The organism is Amycolatopsis sp. GA6-003 (genome assembly GCF_046267895.1).
Classification (GTDB): Bacteria; Actinomycetota; Actinomycetes; order Mycobacteriales; family Pseudonocardiaceae; genus Amycolatopsis.
This window is the reverse complement of record NZ_CP176499.1, coordinates 4,247,140-4,266,468: the sequence shown is the minus strand read 5'-3', so window position 1 is coordinate 4,266,468 and position 19,329 is coordinate 4,247,140. Positions and strand designations below refer to the sequence as shown.

Annotated in this window: 20 protein-coding genes; 12 read left to right on the top strand and 8 right to left on the bottom strand. The window is 67.9% G+C overall.

The window, feature by feature from the left end; translation table 11 throughout:
• Positions 1-916: 916 nt before the first annotated feature.
• Both F9C12_RS18800 and purE read left to right on the top strand, forming a co-directional pair.
• Positions 917-2,101, top strand: coding sequence for a 5-(carboxyamino)imidazole ribonucleotide synthase (locus tag F9C12_RS18800; protein WP_409466744.1), 1,185 nt, complete (start codon positions 917-919; stop codon positions 2,099-2,101).
• Positions 2,102-2,112: 11 nt separating this feature from the next.
• Entirely contained in the window at positions 2,113-2,610 is a 498-nt protein-coding gene (gene purE, locus F9C12_RS18795; RefSeq protein WP_101435814.1) for a 5-(carboxyamino)imidazole ribonucleotide mutase, read from the top strand.
• Positions 2,611-2,658: 48 nt separating this feature from the next.
• Here the strand turns inward: purE and F9C12_RS18790 are convergent, their stop codons facing one another.
• Positions 2,659-4,332, bottom strand: a complete 1,674-nt coding sequence (locus F9C12_RS18790) for a class I adenylate-forming enzyme family protein (RefSeq protein WP_409466743.1) — start codon at positions 4,330-4,332, stop codon at positions 2,659-2,661.
• A 119-nt stretch (positions 4,333-4,451) separates the two neighbouring features.
• Here F9C12_RS18790 and F9C12_RS18785 point away from each other — a divergent pair, with 119 nt between their 5' ends.
• A complete protein-coding gene (locus tag F9C12_RS18785) occupies positions 4,452-5,609 on the top strand; it encodes an acyl-CoA dehydrogenase family protein (protein WP_409183261.1) in 1,158 nt (385 codons plus the stop codon).
• A 511-nt stretch (positions 5,610-6,120) separates the two neighbouring features.
• On the opposite strand, the gene F9C12_RS18780 is transcribed toward F9C12_RS18785, so the two are convergent.
• From F9C12_RS18780 to F9C12_RS18760, 5 genes are read right to left on the bottom strand one after another with little or no spacing between them, the layout of a single operon-like run.
• Entirely contained in the window at positions 6,121-6,846 is a 726-nt protein-coding gene (locus F9C12_RS18780; protein WP_409466742.1) for a methyltransferase domain-containing protein, read from the bottom strand.
• Positions 6,843-7,175 (bottom strand): ArsR/SmtB family transcription factor, encoded by a 333-nt coding sequence (locus F9C12_RS18775; RefSeq protein WP_409466741.1) that lies wholly within the window; start codon positions 7,173-7,175, stop codon positions 6,843-6,845. Before F9C12_RS18775 ends, F9C12_RS18780 begins: the two co-directional genes overlap by 4 nt.
• A gap of 59 nt (positions 7,176-7,234) precedes the next feature.
• A complete protein-coding gene (locus F9C12_RS18770; RefSeq protein ID WP_409467030.1) occupies positions 7,235-7,582 on the bottom strand; it encodes an arsenate reductase ArsC in 348 nt (115 codons plus the stop codon).
• 59 nt (positions 7,583-7,641) lie between these two features.
• Positions 7,642-8,724 (bottom strand): ACR3 family arsenite efflux transporter, encoded by a 1,083-nt coding sequence (arsB, locus tag F9C12_RS18765; protein WP_409466740.1) that lies wholly within the window; start codon positions 8,722-8,724, stop codon positions 7,642-7,644.
• The gene (locus F9C12_RS18760) at positions 8,721-9,083 is read right to left on the bottom strand and encodes a metalloregulator ArsR/SmtB family transcription factor (RefSeq protein WP_409466739.1); all 363 of its coding nucleotides are present in this window, start codon (positions 9,081-9,083) and stop codon (positions 8,721-8,723) included. Before F9C12_RS18760 ends, arsB begins: the two co-directional genes overlap by 4 nt.
• A gap of 83 nt (positions 9,084-9,166) precedes the next feature.
• Between F9C12_RS18760 and F9C12_RS18755 the strand changes: the two genes are divergently transcribed.
• The 8 genes from F9C12_RS18755 (at position 9,167) to F9C12_RS18720 (ending at position 16,054) form a co-directional block, all read left to right on the top strand.
• A complete protein-coding gene (locus F9C12_RS18755) occupies positions 9,167-9,628 on the top strand; it encodes an ArsI/CadI family heavy metal resistance metalloenzyme (protein ID WP_409466738.1) in 462 nt (153 codons plus the stop codon).
• 811 nt (positions 9,629-10,439) lie between these two features.
• Complete coding sequence (locus F9C12_RS18750; protein ID WP_409466737.1) at positions 10,440-11,039, top strand: DUF3558 domain-containing protein; 600 nt, start codon at positions 10,440-10,442, stop codon at positions 11,037-11,039.
• A gap of 178 nt (positions 11,040-11,217) precedes the next feature.
• Positions 11,218-11,691 carry a hypothetical protein gene (locus F9C12_RS18745; RefSeq protein ID WP_409466736.1) on the top strand — a complete coding sequence of 158 codons (474 nt, stop codon included), beginning with the start codon at positions 11,218-11,220 and terminating at the stop codon, positions 11,689-11,691.
• Positions 11,688-12,329: a DUF3558 domain-containing protein gene (locus tag F9C12_RS18740; protein WP_409466735.1), complete on the top strand. Its 642-nt coding sequence runs from the start codon at positions 11,688-11,690 to the stop codon at positions 12,327-12,329. Before F9C12_RS18745 ends, F9C12_RS18740 begins: the two co-directional genes overlap by 4 nt.
• A 3-nt stretch (positions 12,330-12,332) precedes the next feature.
• Positions 12,333-13,787 (top strand): hypothetical protein, encoded by a 1,455-nt coding sequence (locus F9C12_RS18735; protein WP_409466734.1) that lies wholly within the window; start codon positions 12,333-12,335, stop codon positions 13,785-13,787.
• An 8-nt stretch (positions 13,788-13,795) separates the two neighbouring features.
• Positions 13,796-14,536 (top strand): ESX secretion-associated protein EspG, encoded by a 741-nt coding sequence (locus tag F9C12_RS18730; protein ID WP_409466733.1) that lies wholly within the window; start codon positions 13,796-13,798, stop codon positions 14,534-14,536.
• A 75-nt stretch (positions 14,537-14,611) separates the two neighbouring features.
• Positions 14,612-15,547 (top strand): esterase/lipase family protein, encoded by a 936-nt coding sequence (locus F9C12_RS18725; RefSeq protein ID WP_409183256.1) that lies wholly within the window; start codon positions 14,612-14,614, stop codon positions 15,545-15,547.
• An 84-nt stretch (positions 15,548-15,631) separates the two neighbouring features.
• On the top strand, positions 15,632-16,054 hold the full coding sequence (locus F9C12_RS18720) for a hypothetical protein (RefSeq protein WP_409183255.1): 423 nt from the start codon (positions 15,632-15,634) through the stop codon (positions 16,052-16,054).
• On the opposite strand, the gene F9C12_RS18715 is transcribed toward F9C12_RS18720, so the two are convergent.
• Positions 15,990-17,894 carry a GTP-binding protein gene (locus F9C12_RS18715; protein ID WP_409183254.1) on the bottom strand — a complete coding sequence of 635 codons (1,905 nt, stop codon included), beginning with the start codon at positions 17,892-17,894 and terminating at the stop codon, positions 15,990-15,992. The genes F9C12_RS18720 and F9C12_RS18715 overlap by 65 nt on opposite strands.
• A 280-nt stretch (positions 17,895-18,174) precedes the next feature.
• Between F9C12_RS18715 and F9C12_RS18710 the strand changes: the two genes are divergently transcribed.
• Positions 18,175-18,603 (top strand): DoxX family protein, encoded by a 429-nt coding sequence (locus F9C12_RS18710; RefSeq protein ID WP_409183253.1) that lies wholly within the window; start codon positions 18,175-18,177, stop codon positions 18,601-18,603.
• 13 nt (positions 18,604-18,616) lie between these two features.
• Here the strand turns inward: F9C12_RS18710 and F9C12_RS18705 are convergent, their stop codons facing one another.
• Positions 18,617-19,321, bottom strand: coding sequence for a TIGR03089 family protein (locus F9C12_RS18705; protein WP_409466732.1), 705 nt, complete (start codon positions 19,319-19,321; stop codon positions 18,617-18,619).
• Between the last annotated feature and the right edge of the window lie 8 nt (positions 19,322-19,329).

The following is a 19,329-nucleotide window of genomic DNA, read 5'->3' as shown; positions in this document are numbered from 1 at the left end:
TCTGGATCGCGGTGGTTACGCGGCCGTCCGGATTCGCGGACGGGCACGGCCATCGTTCTGGTCCGGCGTTGATTCGGGCAGATCAACCGAATAGTGAGCTATGTTCGCCGAGCTGCGGTGGAGGTTGGCGAGGGCTGCCTGGTGTTTTCGCCGGGCCGGTTGGGCGGGGCGGCGGGTGACTGTGCGATCGCTCTCGTCGGGACCTTGCCGCCGCAGTTGGTTTCGTCGACCTTCGCCTGGGGGAGTGATCGCCCGTCGAGGAACTCGCCTGATCCTCGATTCGCCGACCCCCGGATCCGTCGTCTTCGCCAGGCTTCCACCGGGTCCTCCGGAGGATGCGCTCGCCCCGGCGCCACCCAGCCGGTGCTGCCGATATCCGCCGCCTTAGCCGGTTCCGGTTGACCGGCGTCCGTTCTCGGCCTGACCCGCGCCCTGCCGATCCCAGCTGCTGCCGTGCCGACCGACCACCGCCGGGTCGGCCGGGAGTCCGTTGTGGATCGTGGCCGTCCCGGTGCCGCCTTGCCGGTTCCGGATCGGTGGGTGGCTCCAGCTGCCAGCCCCCCAGCCGGTCCTGCCGATATCCGCCGCCTCAGCCGGTCCCCACCGACCGGCGTCCGGCCCGGCCCGCCCCTCGCCAGGCCGATCCCAGCCGCCCGCCGCGCCAACCGGCCACCACCGCCACCTCTGCCGGGTGTCCGCTGCAGACCGAGGTCGCCCCGCCCCCGCCCCGTCGGTCCCGGAACGGCGCGGGGTAGCTCCGGTTGCCACTGCCCCCGCGCCCGCCACCGCCGCTTCCGCCGGAAGCCCGCTATGGATCGAGCCGCCCAGCACCACCTAAGCACCTCCCACCACCGGCCGTCTCCGCCGCAGGTCGCCGGTGGTCCGCCAGTTCTCGCCCAGTAACCTGGACGGCGCTATGGACAAACGAACCGGTCTTCCCATCGTCGGCATGGTGGGCGGCGGGCAGCTCGCCCGCATGACGCAGCAGGCGGCGATTTCCCTCGGCCAGTCGCTGAAGGTGCTGGCGGCCGACGAGGGCGACGCGGCGGCCCTCGTGGCCAGCGACGTCGTCATCGGCCACCACACCGACCTCGACGCGCTGATCGACTTCGCCCGCCAGGTCGACGTGGTCACCTTCGATCACGAGCACGTGCCCGGCGAGCACCTGCTGACCCTCGCCACCGAGGGCTTCGTCGTCCGTCCCGCGCCGACCGCGCTCGGGTTCGCGCAGAACAAGCTCGTGATGCGCGAGATGATGGCCGGACTCGGCGTGCCCGGCCCCGCGTTCGCCGAAGTGTCCACAGTGGACGAAGTGGTGGCGTTCGGTGGCGAGCATGGCTGGCCGGTCGTGCTGAAGGCGTCGCGCGGCGGGTACGACGGCCGCGGCGTGTGGATGCTCGACACCGCGCAGCAGGCCCGCGAGACCGTTCCCGAACTCCTCAACGCCGGCACCGAGTTGTTGGTCGAGGAAAAGGTCGCGATGAAGCGCGAGCTGTCCGCGCTGGTCGCGCGTTCCCCGTTCGGCCAGGGCGCGGCATACCCAGTGGTCGAGACGGTGCAGACGAACGGCATCAACACCGAGGTCCTCGCCCCGGCGCCGGGGCTGGCCGAGGCGCGCGTGCAGGAGGCGCAGGAGCTGGCCCTGCGCATCGCGGCGACGCTCGACGTCACCGGGCTGCTCGCGGTCGAGCTGTTCGAGACCGAGACCGGCCTGCTGGTCAACGAGCTGGCGATGCGTCCGCACAACTCCGGCCACTGGACCATGGACGGTTCGCGCACGTCGCAGTTCGAGCAGCACCTGCGCGGTGTCCTGGACTACCCGCTCGGCCGCACCGACCTGATCGCGCCGGCGTGCGTGATGGCGAACGTGCTGGGCGCGGACCTCTCGCCGCAGATGAGCCCGGACGAGCGCGTGCACCACCTGTTCGCGCGGTTCCCCGAGGCGAAAATCCACCTCTACGGCAAGCAGGACCGGCCCGGCCGCAAGCTCGGGCACGTCAACTTCATCGGCGACCGCATGGAGGACCTGCGCGATCGCGCGCTGCTGTCCGCGCACTGGCTGTCCCACGCCGTCTGGCTCGACGGCTACGAGATCCACTGAAGGGGAACACAATGGCGCCGCAGGTGGGCGTGATCATGGGCAGCGACTCCGACTGGCCGGTGATGGAGGCCGCGGGGCAAGCGCTGGACGAGTTCGGCGTCGAGTACGAGGTCGGCGTCTACTCGGCGCACCGCACCCCGCAGCGGATGCTGGACTACGCGAAGTCCGCGGCCGACCGGGGCATCCGCACGATCATCGCGGGCGCCGGCGGCGCCGCGCACCTGCCGGGCATGGTCGCGTCGGCGACGGTGCTGCCGGTGATCGGCGTGCCGGTTCCGCTGAAGTACCTGGACGGCATGGACTCGCTGCTGTCGATCGTGCAGATGCCCGCCGGCATCCCGGTCGCCACCGTGTCCGTCGGCGGGGCGCGCAACGCCGGTCTCCTCGCGGTCCGCATCCTGGCCGCCGCCGACCTGCAGCTGCAGGCGAAGCTGACGCAGTTCCAGGAGGACCTGGAGCAGCTCGTCCTCGACAAAGACGCCAAGCTCCGCGAAAAAGCGGGCAAGTAGGCGCACGCGGATGCCGGTCCGGCACCGGCATCCGCGCACCCCGCCAGCTCAAGCCGGGTCAGGCAGCCGCTTCCGCAGCTCGCGCTTCAGCACCTTGCCCGCCGCCGACACCGGGATCTCCTCCACGAAATGCAGTTCCCGCAGGCGCTTGTACGGCAGCACCTTCTCGTTCACCGCCGCCATCAGCTGCTCGGCATCGACTGAGGAATCCGGCTTCCGCACCACGAACGCCACCGGCAGCTCGCCGACCTCCGGACTCGGCCGTCCGACCACCGCCGCGGACAGCACGCCCGGCGACGCGCTCAGCAGCTCCTCCAGCTCGCGCGGGAAGACGTTGTATCCCTTGTACAGCAGCATGTCCTTCTTGCGATCCACAATGGACAGATAGCCGTCTTCGTCGAGCACGCCGATGTCGCCGGTGTGCAGCCATCCGTCGACCAGCGCGGCCGCGGTCTCTTCCGGACGGTTCCGGTATCCGCGCATCACCTGCGGCCCGCGCAAGCACACCTCGCCCTCCTGCCCGGGCGGCAACGGCTCCTCGCTGCCGTCCGCGACGAGCTTGACCTCGGTGTCGAAGATCGGCCTTCCGACCGACCCGACCTTGCGGACGCCGGACCGGTAACTCGGCGAGATCACCGCGCCCATTGTCACCTCGGTGAGCCCGTATCCCTCGGCGATCACGACGCCGGGGAACCGCTGGTGCAGCGCCCGGATCATCTCGTGACTCATCGGTGCCGCACCGGAGCCGATGTTGCGCACCGACGACAGGTCGGCAGTGTGGAACGCGGGCGTCGCCAGCAGTGCCGCGAACAGCGCGGGCGCGCCGCCGATGGTCGTGACCTGCAGCCGTTCCGCGTCCGCGACGTACGCCGCCGGGTCGAACCGAGCGTGCAGCACGGTCGTCCCGCCGCCCAGCAACGGCCCGTTGAGCCCCGCGATCACCCCCATCGCGTGGAACCACGGCGTCAGGTTGATCGCGGTGCCGGTGCCGAGCCGGGTCGGCCATTCGTCCGGGCTGCCGATCTGGTCGATCGTCAGGTCGCCGTTCGCGTCGAGCGCCGGTACTGACCCCGTCGACCAGCAGGTGTGCTGCAGCGTGTTCGTGACGACGTTGCGATGCGTGAGTTCGACCCCCTTGGACCGCCCCGTCGTGCCACCCGTGTAGGCGAGGTGGGCGAGGTCGCGGTCCACGTCGATCGCCACGTCAGGCCTGGTCGCGGGCTGGTCCGCGAAGAACTCGCGGAACTCGACGCTCCCCTCGCCGAGCTCTCCGGTCGGCGAGACGACGATCGTCAGCCGCGCCGGAATCCGGTCGGCGACAGCCGCGAGCGTGCCCGCGACCGGCCCGAACGTCACCACCGCGGCGGCCCCGCAGTCGGTGAGCTGAAAGGCGAGGTCGTCCGGCGGGAGCAGCGGGTTCGTCGGGCTGAACGTCGCGCCCGCCAGCAGAATGCCGTGGTAGGCGATCGGATACGCGAGACAGTTCGGCAAATGCACGGCGACCACGTCGCCGCGCCCGATGCCGCGGGCGAGCAACGCCTGCGCGAACCGGCAGGCGGCCTGCCAGGTCTGAGCGAACGTGAGCTGGTCGTCGCCCATGGCGAACGCGACGCGGTCGCCGTAGCGCGTCGCGGCGCCGGCGAGCACCGAACCGATCGGCACCTGGGGGTAGTCAAGGGAAGCGGGCAATCCGGGCGGCGGGGTCGACGCAGTGGCAGCCATCACTTGACCATACGAACGGTGAGGCCGAGGACACAAGCAGCGAGCCGCCGCGTTCGGAGTGAACGCGGGCTAACATCGGGGGACTTTCTCCCGTTTCGCTGCAGAAGAGGTGACTGAAGGTGGCCGAGGGCCTGTATCAGCTGGCCGAAGAGCACGAGGAACTGCGCGCCGCGGTCCGGGCTCTAGCCGAAAAGGAGATCGCGCCGTACGCGGCGGAGGTCGACGAGCAGGAGCGCTACCCGGTCGAGGCCAACCAAGCGCTCGTCAAGGCGGGTTTCAACGCCGTCCACATCGGCGAGGAGTACGACGGCCAGGGCGCCGACGCCATCGGCGCGTGCATCGTGATCGAGGAAGTCGCCCGCGTCGACGCCTCCGCGTCGCTGATTCCCGCGGTCAACAAACTGGGCACCCAGCCGATCATCCTGTCCGGCTCGGAGGACCTGAAGAAGCTGGTCCTGCCGTCAATCGCCTCGGGCGAAGCCTCGGCGTCGTACGCACTGTCCGAACGAGAGGCCGGTTCGGACACCGCGTCCATGCGCACCCGCGCCCGCCTGGACGGCGACCACTGGGTCCTCAACGGAACCAAGTGCTGGATCACCAACGCAGGCGAATCGTCGTGGTACACGGTCATGGCCGTGACCGACCCGAACGCGGAAAAGAAGGCCAACGGCATTTCCGCTTTTGTCGTGCACAAGGACGACCCAGGTTTCTCGGTAGGCCCGAAGGAAAAGAAGCTGGGCATTAAGGGCTCCCCGACCCGCGAGATCTATTTCGAAAACTGCACCATTCCAGCGGACCGCATCATCGGCGAACCGGGCACCGGCCTGAAAACCGCCCTGCGCACCCTGGACCACACCCGCCCGACGATCGGCGCACAAGCCCTCGGAATCGCCCAGGGCGCCCTGGACGCGGCTGTCGCGTACGTCAAGGAACGCAAACAGTTCGGCAAGGCAATCGCGGATTTCCAAGGAATCCAGTTCATGCTGGCCGACATGGGAACGAAAATCGAAGCCGCCCGTCACCTGGTGTACGCCTCCGCCGCGGCGTCCGAACGCGGAGACAAGCGAGCCGGCTTCACGGCGTCGGCAGCCAAGGCCTACGCGTCCGATGTAGCGATGTCGGTAACCACAGATGCGGTGCAGCTGTTCGGCGGCGCAGGCTACACGCGCGACTTCCCGGTGGAACGCATGATGCGGGACGCGAAGATCACGCAGATTTATGAAGGCACGAACCAGATCCAGAAGGTCGTCATGGCGAGGGCTCTGCTCAAGGGCTAGATTGATCTTGACTCGGCAGTTCGGACGGCCCTGGTAGTCCAGATCAGGCCGTCCGAACACCGTGCCGATCGCCTGCCGGGCTCGTTCGTGGGTCGAGCCTGGTGGTCCCCGGGCGCGACACGTGGGCGTTCAGCGACCTCTTGCGCAAGATGCACCGAGCAGGCGTCGGCTCCGAGACTATCGAGCAATTATTTGTTATTGCCGGGTGGGACGCAGAACCCGCCCGCTTGGCCGATTGAAGTCCGTCGCGAGCTGGGTAAAGGTGCCAAGCTGCTTGAGGGGCATGAGATTTCCCGCCGTCCAGGGAGTCGCTTTGTAACGGGAGCGAGCGAACTCCCATCCGCGCCAAGGAAGCGCGGCTCACCTTGGTTACGGTGGCGTAGCACAATAAGGATCTCGGCGGCGCTACCGATTGGACGCGAAAGGCATTCGCCATCGACCGTGGCTCGGGTCCGTAGCCTGTCGTTTGTGGCAGAAGAGTTGTACTGAGTCTGTTGTCGAGTTGCTGCGGTCAGTCTGATGGTTTGTCGGCGCGGATGATCGCTGAGTACAGCTTGGGTCCGACTTCATGAGTGCGCCGGACCTCTGCGTTCACGAGGCCTGCAGCGTGAAGCAGGCGGCGGTAGTCGTCCGCTGTCAGTGCTCCGCCGAGGCATTCGGCAGCCCCGTCGGCGGCGCGTTCTGTGTCGGTCAGGGTTTCGTCGGCGAGGATGTCCGTCACGCCCAGTCGGCCGCCGGGACGCAGGACGCGTGCGATTCCCGCGAACACGGCTGGTTTGTCCGGCGACAAGGCGATGACGCAATTGGAGATCACGACGTCGACGGTGTTGTCCGGCAAGGGAATGGCTTCGATCGTGCCTTTGACGAACTCGACGTTGCCGAGCTCCGCCTCAGCGGCGTGCCGACGAGCGAGAGCGAGCATCTCGTCGGTCATGTCGAGGCCGATGGCGTGGCCGGCGGGTCCGACGCGGCGGGCGGACAGCAGCACGTCGAGGCCGCCGCCGGATCCGAGGTCGAGGACGGTCTCGCCCGGGCGCACGTCGACGACGGCGAGCGGGTTTCCGCAGCCCAGGCTGGTGGACGCCACCGCTTCGGGGACCTCGTCGTCCGCGTAGTGCACGGCTCCGAGCCTCTCGGTGTCCCCGGCTCCGGACAGCAGGCCGGTCGCTTCGCCGGCCAACGCTCGCCGGGCCGCACCGGCGTAGCGGGTGCGGATCGCGTCGTGGTCTGGTCTCATCGCGCCGCCTCGCAGGCGATGTCGGCGAACTGGACGGCGGCGCGGCCCATGACGACGTCGGCCGCGCTGGGGAAGCAGGACAAGCACTGTTCGTTGACCCGGTACAACCGTGCGGTTCCCTGCGGATGCACAAGGACGAACCGGGATTCGGTGAGGACCTTCAAATGCGCGGAGACGGTCGACTGGCTGACGCTCACCTGCTCGACGATCTCGCCCACCGCCAGCGGGCGGCCTGCCGAGGCGATCAGGTGCAGGATCTGGACGCGCGTCGGATCCGCGAGCGTCCGGAACCAGCCGGCGTAGGTCTCCGCGGCAGCCCGATCCAGCACGCCGATCTCCTTTTATCGTCCATCGACGATAAACGATGAAGTGAGCCGGGGGGAAGAGGTCAAGCGGCGACGAGTTCGGCGAGCAGGGTGCGGACCCGTCGGTCGATCTCGTCGCGGATCGGGCGGATCTGCTCAGCCGACAGGCCCGCCGGGTCGTCGAGTTTCCAGTCGAGGTAGCGCTTGCCGGGGAACACGGGGCAGGCGTCGCCGCATCCCATGGTGATCACGACGTCGGCCGAGCGGACGCCTTCGGTGGTCAAGGGCTTGGGGAACTCGCGCGAGAGGTCGATGCCGAGTTCGTTCATGACCGCCACGACGGCGGGATTGACGGTGTCGGCCGGGGCGGACCCGGCGGAGCGGACCACGACCCGGCCCTGCGCGTGGTGGTGCAGGAGGGCCGCGGCCATTTGCGAGCGTCCGGCGTTGTGGACGCAGACGAAGAGAACTTCGGGACGGTCGGAGCTGGTCACGATGCAGCTTCCGCGGTCGCGGAGGACCCGGCGGCGAATCGGCGCCGGAGCGCGAGGGACACGTAGACCAGAGCCACCAGGACCGGGACCTCGATGAGCGGGCCGACGACCCCGGCGAGGGCCTGGCCGCTGGTCGCGCCGAAGGTGGCGATCGCGACCGCGATGGCGAGTTCGAAGTTGTTGCCCGCGGCGGTAAACGCCAGCGTCGTGGTTCGTTCGTAGGACAGGCCGACCGCCTTGCCGAGCGCGTAGGAACCGGCCCACATGAGTCCGAAGTAGACCAGCAGCGGCAACGCGATCCGGGCGACGTCGAGCGGACGGCTGGTGATCTGGTCGCCCTGCAACGCGAACAGGACCACGATGGTGAACAGCAGCCCGTACAGCGCGAGCGGGCCGACCTTCGGCAGGAACCGGGATTCGTACCAGGCGCGCCCCTTCGCGCGTTCGCCCAGCCGCCGGGAAAGGTAGCCGGCGAGCAGCGGGATGCCCAGGAACACCAGGACGCTTTTCGCGATCTGCCACGCGGAAACGCTCAGATCCGCTTGCGGCAGGCCGAGCCAGCCGGGCAGCACCGCGAGGTAGAACCAGCCCAGGACGCCGAACATGACCACCTGGAACACCGAGTTCAGCGCCACCAGCACGGCAGCGGCTTCCCGGTCGCCGCAGGCCAGGTCGTTCCAGATGATCACCATCGCGATGCAGCGGGCGAGGCCGACGATGATCAGCCCGGTCCGGTACTCCGGCAGGTCGGGCAGCAGCAGCCAGGCCAGCGCGAACATCAGCGCCGGGCCGACCAGCCAGTTCAGCGCCAGCGACGGCCACAGCAGCCGCCGATCACCCGTCACGCTGCCGAGCCGGTCGTAGCGGACCTTCGCCAGCACCGGGTACATCATCACGAGCAGCCCGAGCGCGATCGGCAGCGAAATCCCGTCGACCCGCACCGCCGACAGCACGGTGTTCAGCCCGGGAACCCACCGCCCGGCCAGCAGTCCGATGACCATTGCCGCCGCGATCCACACGGGCAGAAACCGGTCCAAAGTGGACAGTTTGCCGGCCACCCCGGCGTGCGTGCCGGTCACGCCGGAACCGGAGCGTCGCCGGGGACCAGCACGGCCGACAACCGGGCCAGCACTTCCGGATGCACGCGGTAGTACACCCACGTGCCCCGCCGGTCGCCGGTGATCAGGCCGGACTCGCGCAGCACCTTGAGGTGATGGGAAATGGTCGGCCCGGTCAGGTCGAACGCGTCGGTCAGGTCGCACACGCACGCTTCGCCGCCGGCATGGGAGGCGATCAGCGACAGCAGCCGCAGCCGGACCGGGTCCGCCATCGCCTTGAACAGCCTGGACAGCTCGACGGCTTGGTCCTCGCTCAGCGGTTCGTGCGCCAGCGGGGAACAACAGGCGTCCATCGCGACGACCGGCAACTGTTTCGGCATGCGTCTATCTTGACAGACTTCTAAGTAGAGGACAATCTAAGCCTCGTCGCTGTTTCGACAAACATCTATCCAAGGAGGACGGGATGTCACGGGTACAGCTCGCGCTGCGCGTCGGGGACCTCGAAGGCTCGATCGACTTCTACTCGAAGCTGTTCGGCACCGAACCGGCCAAACTCCGGCCCGGGTACGCGAACTTCGCCATCAGCGAGCCCGCGCTCAAGCTCGTGCTCCTGGAAGGCGAGCCGGGCCAGGCGACGGTCATGGACCACCTCGGCGTCGAGGTGGAGTCGACCGACCAGGTCGGCGAAGCCAGCAAGCGCCTCACCGGCGAGGGCCTGGAAACGCTGACCGAGGACGACACGACCTGCTGCTACGCGGTCCAGGACAAAGTCTGGGTCCACGGCCCCGGCCAGGAACCCTGGGAGGTCTACACCGTCAAGGCCGACTCGCAGACCTTCGGCACCGACAGCGCCGCGTGCTGCACCCCGGATGCGGAAACCAGCCAGGCCGACAAGACCGCCCAGCCGGAGGGCTGCTGCTCCTGACCACATTCGGCGACGGGTGGCCCAAGCGTTCGCCTGTTGCTGCCGAAGGTGGCTCGATGGGATCAAGGCGCGCCGCCTGCGGCTTCGCGCAACTGGTCGCCTCGCGTACGGCGGGACTCGCCGGTTGGTTGGGCGGCCTTCCGCTGGCCGGTCCGCTCGGCGAGCTCGCCCCAGACTCGCCCCGTGCGCGCGCCCCTGCACTCGATTCAACGAATCCGTATCGGCTCAGTTCAACAGCAACAGCTTCTCGTGGATTCCGGCCACGCTCGCTTCTGGCGCTGGGCCGCCCGTCTCGCGCCGGATTCGCGACGGCCTCAAGGGTGCCTGCGGCGTCGCTGCGCGATGAGCTGACGCTCACCCTTGACCACGCCAGCACGACACGACGGACAGGAACGGCCTAGCGCCTCCATCGCACCCCGTACGGACCGCAGGCACAAAGAGGCAGCGCGGGGCGCCAGAGTGCTCGGGGGGCTTGTCACAGGCCGTCGGAGGTCGGGGAGGGCTGAGATTTGGTAGGAACTGTCAAGATGCGTTTGCCCGGATCAGCGGCGATTTTCCGGCCGATCTCGCAGGTCGCTATTTACCAGGGGAGGTTGCGCAGACTACGAAGGCGCGAACCAGCTCCAGAAGGTCGTCATGGCGAGGGCCCTGCTGAAGGGCTGAGCCTCCGCCGCTGAAGAGGCCCCGCTGCCCGGATCGGATGGTGGGGCTCCTGTTCGTACTCGAACCGGCCGCCTGCGGATGCGCGATTGGCTACTGTTGCGGCTGGGAGACCGTGGAGTCGCGGGGGGATAAGGTGCGTTTCGCTAGCTTGGCTGCTGCTGCGGCGGCAGCCGTATTCGTGGCGGGTTGTTCCAGCAGCTCGCCGTCTGGGCTGCCTGCGGGACAGACTTCGGCGGCGGGGAAGGCCCTGCCGTATGCGGGTGCGCCCAAGGTCGAAAATCCGCTCCCCGCCTCAGTTCTGTCGAGTCACCCGTGCGACAGTGCCTTCACCCCGGAACAAGTTGGCCGTATTCTGGGCAAAGAGGAGCAAGGAAAGCATGCCGACAACCCGGCGCTCGGCGCGCAGTGCCACTGGGCCAACAGCGAATCAGGCTCCGCTCTGAGCGTGCTGTACGTTACCGAGGTTTCCGATGGATTGAGTGCGGTATACGCGAGTTCGAAGCCGCAATCCACCGTGTGGCGTCCGCTTCCGAACGTGCGCGGACTGCCAGCCGTCGCGCATTCAGCCTATGGTCCGCAAGGTGACAAGTCCTTCTGCCAGGTAAGCGTGGGAATCAGCGATAATCATGATGTCGATGTCTCTGTCACGCTTAGTCCGGCGAAGATTGGCGTGGTGAGTCCGTGTGACGTAACAGCTCAAGTCTCGGCCATGGTCGTCGCCAACCTGATGCAGAAGGCAGGCACCTGACCCAGGTTCGCCTTGCGGGTTGGGTGCGCGGCGGTTTGCTCTGTTCGGCGTAGTGCACAGTGGGGTGAGTTTGCGTGTTTTCGGCACCCCATTGTGAGCGGTTGGCTACAGTGACGGCCGGAGGGGACCTCGATGCTGTTTCTTGGTCGAGAGGCGTGTGAGGCAGGGGAGGGCGGGCATGGCTGAGAACGGTCCAGGGAAAGCGATAGAGACCACCGGGTGGCTGACCGGGTTGCCGATCACCGTCGTGGGTGCGGCGATGAACGTCGCCCAGGGGGTGTCGGACGCCGCCGCGGTGGCATCTGCCGTGAAGTCGGGGGCTGGTTTCACCTTGAGCCCCGATGAGGCGCGTTCGCTGCTCGAGCGGGCGAAGCGACTCCGGGCGAACGTGGTGGCGATGCAGCCGGATGCGCAAGCGCTGACCAGGCTCACTCCGCCGTCGCCGGACCCTGGAAGTGTGGGATTCAACCAGCAGGCGGTCACCACTTTCACAGCGGGCAAAGACTCGCTGGACGCCATGTACCAGTACATGTCGGAGCTGATCGGACGCTTGGAGAAGGCGTTGGGCATCGTCAGCGAATCGGACGGTCAGGCGGCCGCGGACGTGAAGGCTGTCGGCAACAGCGATCAGGGCAAGGGGTTGCTCGGATGAGGATGCGGTTCTCGGTCTCGGTTGTCAGCGTCGTGGCGGCTGTGCTGCTGACGGGGTGCTCCGGCGGTTCGGCGCCGAACCCTGTCCCTGGCGCGACGAACGCTCCGCCGTCATCATCCGCGACGGGCAAGGCCCTGCCGTATGCGGGTGCTCCGAAGGTGGAGCATCCATTGCCGGAGTCGGTGTTGGCCGTGCATCCGTGTGATGGTGCGCTTACTCCGGAGCAAGTAAAAACCCTTCTCGGCAAGCCGACACAGGGTGAACACGCTGACAACCCAGCGCTTGGGACGGAGTGTCACTGGGGCAACCGGGACACCGGCTCATTGGCCACGGTGATCTACTCGACCAAGGTGGCGGATGGGCTAAGTGCGGCGTACGCGAACACAAAGCCACAGGCGACAATCTGGCGTCCGCTCGCGCCTATCCAGGGCCTTCCGGCCGTGGCTGCTTCGGTTTATAAGCAGCAAGCAACGATCAAGTCATTCTGTCAAGTGACTGTTGGCATTAGCGACCAGAAAACATTTGATGCGTCAGTCTCGCTCGGCGATTCGCAGATCGGGAAGAAGGACCCGTGCGAGGCGGCGGCGATCGTCGCGGACATGGTGGTCACCAACCTGAAGCAGAAGGCCGGTGCGTGACCCATGGGGTTCTTCGACTTCATCGGCGAAGGCGCCAAGTGGATTGGCGACCGGATCAGTGACGCGGACGACTGGGTCAACGATCGGCTCAAAGACGCGGGGAACTGGTTTTCCGATTTCTACCACGGGAACCTCGGCGATCAGGCTGTTCCGGCTCCGGTGATTGTGCAGCAGGTTCAGCAGGGGCCGGGGACGTCTTCTTGGGACAGTGGCAGTTCCACGGTTCAGAAGATGATCCAGGAGCATCACCAGAACAGCGACGACGCGCAGCAGATCACCACCATGCTGGAATCTGTCTGGACTGGCGACGGTGCGGATGCGGCTCGGGCGCGGCTCAGGCCATTGTCTGACGCCTCGTCTACTTCCGCGCAGGCTTATGTGGTCAATGGGCAGAAGCTGGTCGACACCACGCATGGCTATAACGACATGAAGATCGCCTTGCAGGCCATGCCTCCGGTGCCTCCGCACAAGAATCTTTGGGATCAGGGGACTCCCTGGGACACCGACACCGAGAAGCAGATCAACGAGTACAACGCTGCGGCCAATCACAACGTCGAGCGGTATCAGAAGTACGCTGATCAGGCCAAGACCAATGGCCAGGGGCTGAATAGCAATTACGGTCAGGTCGCTGGGTTCGACGGGCAGAATCTCAAGATCGATTCGGGTGGCGATCACGTCAACGGCAAGGACGGGTCGCACGAGAAGGCTTACCGGGGGCCGGGGACCGACAGCGGGCCGGGGGCCAGCGGGGGACTTGGGAACGGGCCTGGGGTCGGCAGCGGGCCGGGGGCCAGTGGCGGGGTCGGGAGTGGACCCGGGACCGGGAGCGGGTTCGGGAGCGGGCCTGGGACCGGCGGTGGGTCTGGGAGTTGGTCGGGCACCGGTGGGCCAGGTGCTACTGGCGGGCCTGGTGCGGGGGTGTTCCCGCCGGGCAGTGTCACGGTGCCACCAGGGGCGCGGGACACGGACGGGACTTCTACGTCTGGGTGGACTCCGCCGTCGGTTGAGCGAGGGCCGCAGTGGTCCCCGCCGGCTCCGGCTTCCTTTGGGGCTGGGGGCGGCAACAGCGGGTCCGGCACCAGCAATGGCTGGGCTCCGACGCCGGGTGGGTTTGGGCCGTTCGGCGGAGGGGGCGAAAACCCGGGACGCAGCGGGGGGATCGCGGCGCGGCTCGGCGGCGGCACCGGGGTCGGAGCCGGAGCAGGCACCGGGGTTGGTGCGGGCGAGGAAGGGGCTAGGGCCGCGGCAGCCGGGAAGGGCGCGGCTGGTGCCAAGGGCAGCCCGGGGATGGGCGGCATGGCCGGCGGTGGAAAAGGCAAAGCCGAAGAAGACAAAGAACACCAGCGCAAGTACGGCATCGAAGACGACTCCGCGTTCTCGCTCGTCGACGAGAACGGCGAGCGGGCCCTCGACCCCCGTACCGGGTTGCCTCCTACGCCTCCGACGATTGGTGGTTGAGGGGCTCGATGACGATCGTCGACAGACCGCTGCGGATGCCGCGGTCGGTGTTTTTGGCGCTTTGGCACGAGGAAAAGCTCGGGAAAGCACCGGTGGTGGTCGAGGACACCCCGATGTACCTCACCGAGAAAGGCGCGGCCGAGCGGGCGAAGCGGACGCGGGATCTTCTTGCGCAGCTTGGAGAAACGGCAGCAACCGCAGTGCGCGGCACGTTGAAACTGCTCGCTACCGCGCGGCATGAGGTGTACGGGTGGACTGACTTCGGCACCCATCAGGAAGACAACGGCGCGATTCTCGTCGCGGCGACCAAACCGGAAGCCGTTCGGCTGATCACTGACGCGGAGTTCGTTCAGCTCGACCCGGTGTCGCCGGACGAGCTCGCCGCGTGTTTGGTCATGGCGATGCCGGAATGCCCGCCCGCCGCGGTTCGGGCGATGCGGGTCAGCCGGGCGTATTACGACGGGGGCGGCAGTTCCGATCCGCTGGCGGAGGAGGGCGGCGACGCGGACGAGCTGCGGTATCTGATGCGGGCGCCGCGGGACGCGGTGCATCAGTTGCACGCCGCGGTCCGGGACGGGCGGGGCGAGCGGAGGTACAGCTCGCCGTTGTCCGTGCTCGACCTCAGCGGGCGGGGGCGGGTGCTGACCTTCCAGAGCGGCCGGGACGGCGACGCGCAGATCAGTGTTTTCCCGGGAAACCGTGCCTCCTTGATCGATGCGGTAAACCGGAAACTCGTCAGTTTGCGATAAAAACCAGTAACCGCGTTTCCCTTTCTCGTGTTCCGCGTTAACCAAGGCGTCGGGTTCACAGAGAGGTGAAACGGAATGGGCGTACGCGCGTTCGGACGGGGCATGGTCCTCCTGGCGGCGACGGTGGTCGCGCTCGGCGGCGGGACCGCGGTGGCATCGGGGACGACCGGGAAAGAACCGACCGGTCCGGTGCAGCCGAACATCATCGCCGCGGCGATCTACTCGGTCGCGCAGCCGACGATCGCGCCGCCGGGGGCCAACGACTGGAGCTGCAAACCCTCCGCGGAGCATCCGAACCCGGTGCTGCTGTCCAACGGCACCACGGCCAACGCGTACGAGAACTGGGCGAACCTGTCCCAGCGGCTCGCCGACGAGGGGTACTGCGTGTTCGCCGGGAACTTCGGCGGGTCGCCGGGGGCGTTCCTGCAGACGGTCGGGCCGGTGGCGGGGACCGCGGGCCAGCTCGCGACCTTCGGGGACAAGATCCTCCAGGCCACCGGGGCCTCGAAGCTCGACATCGTCGGGCATTCGCAGGGCGGGATGAACCCGCGGTACTGGATCAAGTACCTCGGCGGGGCCAGCAAGATCGGGAAACTGATCGGGCTGTCTCCGTCCAATTACGGCACCAGCCTGTTCGGGCTGCTGACCGCGATCCAGGCGATCCCGCCCGCGCGCGACCTCCTCGGCGTTCCCTGCCCGGCCTGCAACGAGCAGTCCACCGGGTCCGCCTTCCTCAAAGACCTCAACGCGGGCGGCGACACGGTCGCGGGCGTCGACTACACCGTGATCCAGACCAGGTACGACGACGTGGTCACCCCGTACACCAACGCCTTCCTCAAGCCCGCGCCCAACGTGAAAAACCTCGTCCTGCAGGACGTCTGCGGGCTCGACTACACCGACCACCTCGGCATCACCTACGACCCGATCGCGCAGCGCGAGGTGCTCAACGCCCTCGACCCGCAGCACGCGAAGAAGCCGAATTGCGTGTTCGTGCCCCCGGTGATCAGCTGAGATACCCCCGCGCCGGGGTACAAACGCGAACACTTTCGCCGACTCGGTTGTGCCGGCTCCGGCTCCGCTGTCACAGTCGGTGACATGTTCTGGCTGCTCCCCGACACCTGGACGCCGCACGACGAGGCCGAGCTGGTCGCCGGATGGCGGCTCTGGCTCGAGCTGAGCGACCGCGCGTGGCCCACCGCGTCGTGGGACGGCACCCCGTCCGGCGCGGTGGGTCCGCTGCGCGAGCTGCTCGACGCGTGCGACGAAATCGAGCGCACGTGCCGGGAAACGGCCGAACCGTCCGCGGAGTTCACCGACCTCGTTCAGCCGCTGGTGCTGTGCGCGAGCGCGGTGCTGTGCCTGTGGTGGGACGACCACGCGCCGCTCGATTCGGCGCGCGCGAAGGCGCTCCACGAGGACCTGCGCCGGTTTTCGGCCCTCGCGGAGCGCGTTCTCACGCTGTTGTCCGCCCACGGCGGCTGGACGGAACTCGACGTGGCCCGCCGCCGCCCGGCTTGAGCCGGTATTCGGCGAAATTCGTGACTAGCGTGCCCTCGCCTTGGGTGAGGGCGGGCAGTGCCTGTTCCAGTTCGTGTGCCGAGGCGGCCGGGAGATGACCGTCCACAGTGCACCGGTCACCGGTGAGCATTGGCTCGCCGGGCACTGCGCGCAGTTCGACGAGTTTGCGTAATACCGCGCTGACCGCGGAGGCCGGGGCTTCGAGTTCGAAGGCGTGAACTGGTTCGTACACCCGGGTTCCGGCCTGGCGAAGAGCTTCCTGCAGCACTAACCGGGTCATGCCGCGGAAATCCCCGGCGGTGCTGACTGGCGGGTAGAACGCGGTGTCGGTGAGGGTGACTACGCAGTCGATCACTTCCCGGCCGTGCAAGCCTTCGCGCAGGATCTCGTGCACGGTGTCCTCAATGGCCGTGTGGAACGAAAGCGGCAGCGAGCCGAGTTCGACCTCCAACCGGTAGTCGGTGCCGGAACCGGGCGGACCCGGTTCTACGCGAAGGCCGACGGTGGCCCAGAAGAACACGCGCTCGTCCGGGGCGGGGTGGCGCACGCGGTGTCCAGTCCCGTGCAGCCGCTCGACCAGCAGCGGCCGCGATTCCTCGAATTCGGCGGTAATGCCGAATTCTTCGGCAAGGGTGGTCCGGATTACTTCCTTCTGCACTTCGCCGTACAAGCGGACGGTGATTTCCTGGTCGCGGCGGCGAATGCTGATCAATGGGTCCTGTTCGGACAACCGGGTCAGTGCGGTGTACAGCGCGCTGGTTTGGTCCGGATTTGCCGGGTACACCAGCGTTTCCAGGCTCGGCGGGGCGAAGAACCGGTCCTGGGAAAGATCGGCGCTTTCGCCCAACCGGTCGCCGATCCGGATGTCCGGCAGGCCCCAGACCCGTGCGACATCTCCCGCCAGCGCCTCGCCGGGCACCGGGTTCGCGCCGTGCTCGAACACCCGTACGGCGGAGGGGCGGCCGACACCTTCCGCGCCCACCCGTCGGAACGGTACTGGTCGCCGTGCGGCGAGCGAGCCGGAAAACATGCGCACGTAGGCGATTTTCTCGCCCGAACGGCCGCGTTCGATTTTGAAGACGGTGGCGTCGAGCGGTCCGTCTCCGCGGCGTTCGCGGGACGGCAGCAGTTCGTAAACCCCGGCGATGAGGTCGCGAACGCCGGCGCCGGTGACCGCGGAGCCGAAGAAGACCGGATACACCGAGGCGGCGGCGACCTGCCGGGTCAACGCTTCCCGGTAATCCACTGAGGACGCGGTACCGGCCACATAGGACTCGACGAAGGCGTCGTCTCCGGCCAGTGCGTCAGCGAGTCGTTCGTCGAAGGGCAGCGGCACCGGGTGTGCGTCAGCGGTGCCGAGGTCCATCACGGTGCTCATCGCGACACAGTGCGGGGAAAGCTTGGTACGCAAGGATTCCAGCAAGGAAGCCTCGCGCGCCCCGGTGCGGTCGATCTTGTTCACGAACACCAGCACCGGAATGCCGAGCCGGACGAGCGTGCGCATCAGCACGCGGGTCTGGGCTTGCACGCCTTCCACCGCCGACACCACGAGCACCGCGCCGTCGAGCACGCCGACAGCGCGTTCGACCTCGGCGATGAAATCCGGGTGGCCGGGGGTGTCCACGAGGCTGAGCCGGTGGCCGGGCGTGCTGACCGCTACGACAGCGGACTTGATCGTGATGCCGCGCCGGCGTTCGAGGTCGAGCGAATCGGTTTGGGTGTCGCCGTCGTCGACGCGACCGGCGTGGTCGATCACGCCGGTCTCGAACAGCAGACGTTCGGTGAGGCTGGTTTTACCTGCGTCGATGTGCGCCAGGATGCCGATGGTCAGTGCTTTCATGCGAGCGGAAGTCCTCGGATGCGGGAGACAGGCCGAACTGGGGTCGATCGGACTGTCGGCGCATCGGAACTCCTCGCGGGTCGGGAACACGAAAACACGGCCGCGAGCAGCGCACACCCGCGGTCAGCGGCACGGTACCGCCGGGCGTGGCCCGGTGTACAGCGAGTTTTCGGTGCCTGTCGGTTTCCTGTCGATCACTGGCTGACACCCCCGCGGCGGTGTTCAGTGCCTTACCGTGGGCCGGGTCAGTTGAATTTTCACCTATCGGGGAGCTGTCTCCATGTTGACTCGAGTCAAGGACGTCGCGCTGCTGCTCGGCCGGATCGGCATCGCGGTGGTGTTCTTCGCCCACGGCCTGCAGAAATGGAACAGCGGCGTGGGCGCGACCGCCGACATGTTCAGCCAGATCGGCATCCCGCTGCCGACCGTCTCCGCGTTCCTCGTGATCGTGCTCGAACTGCTCGGCTCGATCGCGTTCGTCGTCGGCTTCCTGCTGCCGGTGGTCGCCATCGGCTACGCGATCAACATGGCCGGCGCGCTGATCTCGGTGCACGCGGCGCACGGCCTGACCGGCGAGGGCGGCTACGAACTGGTGCTGGTGCTCGGCCTCACCGCGCTGGCGCTGGGCTTCAACGGCGGCCGGCTGTCCCTGGACCACGTGCTGTTCCGGCGTCGTCGCCAGGGCGCGGCCGAACTGCAGAACGCCTGAGGAGAACCGCTGCTCACGCGGTCAGGTCGGCGGTAGTGCGCTCGGCCTCGCGGCGGGCGGGCAGTTTCGCCGGGTCGGCGTTCGTGACCTGGACCAGGTGCGCGCTCGCGGCGAGCGGGACGAGCAGTCCGTCCAGTACGCCGTCCGGCACCGTCCAGTCCAGTGTGGACAGAACTCGGTCTGCCGCGGTCAGGCCGAGTTTTGCCGCGCGGGCAGTGGCTTCCGCCCATACTTCGTCCACTGTGGAGGAACCGAGAGCGGGCGTGTCGCCGGGGGTCGGCTGCATCGGGACGAACTGGTCGCCGGACATCCGCGCCTCGGTGAGGTAGTCGAGCGCTCCGCCGGACGGCGGGGTCGACAGGCCGCGGCCCATCGGGTCGAGCGACACCACCGCGACGGCCGGGGCGTCGATCTCCTCGTCCGGGCTGGTGAACACCACCCGCGCGCCTTCGGTCTCGGCGACCACGCGGGCCCCGCACCACCACGCGCCGAGCAGCACGCCCACGGTCTGCCAGTGCGCGGGCAGCCGCACCGCGACGGCGTCGCCCGGCTCCACGTCGAACTCGTCGACCAGCCAGTTCGCCGTTTTCGCGGCCCAGTTCTGCGTAGTCGCCACGGACAGTTCGACGCGGCTGCCGAGCCGGTCGTCGTAGTGCGTGATCAGCGGTTTCGCCGGAGAGGCCAGAAGCGGGCGCAGCAGCTGCTCGGTGAGGCTCATGCGCCCAG